A 2,673-nucleotide genomic window follows, 5' to 3' on the forward strand; every position below is an offset into this window, starting at 1 on the left:
GGGTGGGGGAGGCCGCCCGCAGGGCCCGGCCCCTCACGGCGCGCCCGGGGGGAGGAACGGCAGGCCCGTCGGGGCGCCCGACTCGATCAGGCGGAGCAGGGCGTCGGTGTCCGCGTGCTCCGCGATCAGGTCGCCGAGCAGGTCCAGCTGTTCCTCCCGCAGCGCGGCGAACGAGGTGTCCGGCGCGGGGACGAAGCGCCGCCCCGCCGCCGAGGCCACCTCCCGGAGGAACGCCCGCCGGAACCCGTCCGACTCCAGCGACCCGTGCCAGTGGGTGCCCCACACGGCCCCGACCCGGCACCCGTCCAGGAACGGCTCCCCGCCCAGGACTTCGGCCACCCCGTGGTGGATCTCGTACCCCTCCACGGGCTCCCCGAGCGCCGACCCCACCGGCCGGGCCAGGGTCTTCTCCACGGCGAAGCGGACGCGCACCGGCAGCAGCCCCAGCCCCGCCACCGCACCGGCCTTCGACTCGACCTCGTCCTCGATGTGTTCGCCGAGCACCTGGAACCCGCCGCAGACGCCGAGCACCGGCCGGCCCTCCGCGGCCCGCCGCACCAGCGCGTCGGCGAGCCCGCGCTCGCGCAGCCACTCCAGGGCCTTCACCGTGCCCCGCGTACCCGGTACGACGACCAGGTCCGCGTCGGCCAGCTCCTCGGCCCGGTCCACGAACCGCACGATCACGCCCGGCTCCGCCGCCAGCGCGTCGACGTCGGTGAAGTTCGACATCAGCGGCACCGCGCACACCGCGACCCGCAGCACGTCCTCGCCCACCGGCGGGGCCACCACGGATTCCCGTACCGCGCCCCGCAGGGAGACGCGCAGGCCGTCCTCCTCGTCGATGCCCAGCCCGTGCTGGAACGGCAGCACCCCGTACGTCGCCCGGCCCGTCAGGCCGCGCAGCATCTCCATGCCCGGCTCCAGGAGGGTGACGTCGCCGCGGAACTTGTTGACCATGTAGCCCGCGATCAGCGACTGGTCCTCGGGGGACAGCAGGGCCGTCGTCCCGAAGAAGGAGGCGAAGACCCCGCCCCGGTCGATGTCGCCGACGACGACCACCGGGAAGCGCGCGGCCCGCGCGATGCCCATGTTCACGATGTCGGTCCGGCGCAGGTTGATCTCGGCCGGACTGCCCGCCCCCTCGCAGATCACGGCGTCATACGTGCCCCGCAGCTGCTCCAGGCAGTCCGTGACGATGCCGAGGAGCTGCTCCTGGCGCCCTCCGTGGTAGCCGCGGGCGCTCATCTCGCCCACCGGCTTGCCCAGCAGCACCACCTGGCTGCTGCGGTCACTGCCCGGCTTGAGCAGCACGGGGTTCATCAGTGCCGTCGGCTCCACCCGCGCGGCCTGCGCCTGCATGGCCTGGGCCCGGCCGATCTCGGCGCCCTCGCGGGTCACGAAGGAGTTGAGGGACATGTTCTGGGCCTTGAACGGGGCCACCTTCACGCCCTGCCGGGCCAGCCAGCGGCAGATGCCCGCCGTGACCACGCTCTTGCCCGCGTCCGAGGTCGTACCGGCGACCAGCAGTCCGCCGCCGCGCCGCGCGCCGCTCATGCGTTCGCCTTCCTGGTAGGGGAGAGGCGGGCGGCCAGGGCCCGGCCCGCCACGCAGACTCCGAGCGCCAGCCAGGTCACCCGCCGGGACAGCCGTACCGCCCGGTCGATGTCGGCGACCTCCACCGGCCGCCCGGCGGCGCCGTTCAGCACCGCCCGGTGTTCGACCCGCCCGCCGTAGGACAGGGTCCCGCCGAGGCGGACGCCCAGGGCCCCGGCGAAGGAGGCCTCCACCGGTCCGGCGTTGGGGCTCGGGTGGGCGGCGGCGTCGGCGCGCCAGGCCCGTACGGCTCCCCGCCGGTCGGGGCCGGCGGCCACGGCGGCGAGCGCCGTCAGCCGGGCCCCCGGCCAGCCCGCCAGGTCGTCGAGGCGGGCGGAGGCCCAGCCGTAGCGCAGGTAGCGGGGGGACTTGTGCCCCACCATCGCGTCGAGGGTGTTCACGGCGCGGAAGGCGAGCAGCCCCGGGACCCCGCCGAGGGCTCCCCAGACCAGCGCGCCGACCACCGCGTCGGAGGTGTTCTCCGCGACGGACTCCACGACGGCCCGGGCCATCTGCGGGCCGTCCAGGGCCTGCGGGTCGCGCCCGCACAGGTGGGGGAGGCGTTCGCGGGCCACCTCGATGTCGCCGACGGCCAGGGCTCCGCCGATCGCGCGGGCCTCCCGGCCCAGCGAGGTGCCGCCGACGACGGCCCAGGTGGCCGCGGCGGTCAGGGCGATACGGGCGGCCGCGGGCCGGGAGCGCACGGCGCGGGCGCCCAGCGCGCCGACGGCGGCCGCGCCTCCGGCGCACACCAGGGTGTGCAGGGCGCCGCGGGCGCGGTCGTCGCGCCACAGGGCGCCCTCGACGGCGGCGGCGGCTCGTCCGAAGGCGGCCACGGGGTGCCCTCGGCGCGGATCCCCGAGGATCCGGTCGCCGATCAGGCCCGCCGTGGCGCCGTACGCGAAGACGCGGTCGGCACGCATGGTGGCAGGTATGTCCTCACTCAGGGTCCGCGCCCTGGTTCGACGTGTCCGGCGGCGAGAGTTCCTGGCTCCCGGGGCGTCGGACGCGCCGCGTGGGTTCCCCGGTGTCAGTGGGGGGTCCGCGCCGGATTAGCACCCGACATACTCTACAAGGCGC

The 2,673-nt window shown here is 76.2% G+C and carries 2 protein-coding genes; both read right to left on the reverse strand.

Translation table 11 applies throughout. From position 1 onward, the window contains the following. Positions 1 to 33: 33 nt before the first annotated feature. Positions 34 to 1,554: a cobyric acid synthase gene (locus ACFV0Q_RS40635; protein ID WP_385013020.1), complete on the reverse strand. Its 1,521-nt coding sequence runs from the start codon at positions 1,552 to 1,554 to the stop codon at positions 34 to 36. Further along, positions 1,551 to 2,516: a cobalamin biosynthesis protein gene (locus ACFV0Q_RS40640; protein ID WP_385013021.1), complete on the reverse strand. Its 966-nt coding sequence runs from the start codon at positions 2,514 to 2,516 to the stop codon at positions 1,551 to 1,553. Before ACFV0Q_RS40640 ends, ACFV0Q_RS40635 begins: the two co-directional genes overlap by 4 nt. Between the last annotated feature and the right edge of the window lie 157 nt (positions 2,517 to 2,673).

The sequence above is a fragment of the Streptomyces sp. NPDC059564 genome (assembly GCF_042735575.1).
Lineage (GTDB): Bacteria > Actinomycetota > Actinomycetes > Streptomycetales > Streptomycetaceae > Streptomyces.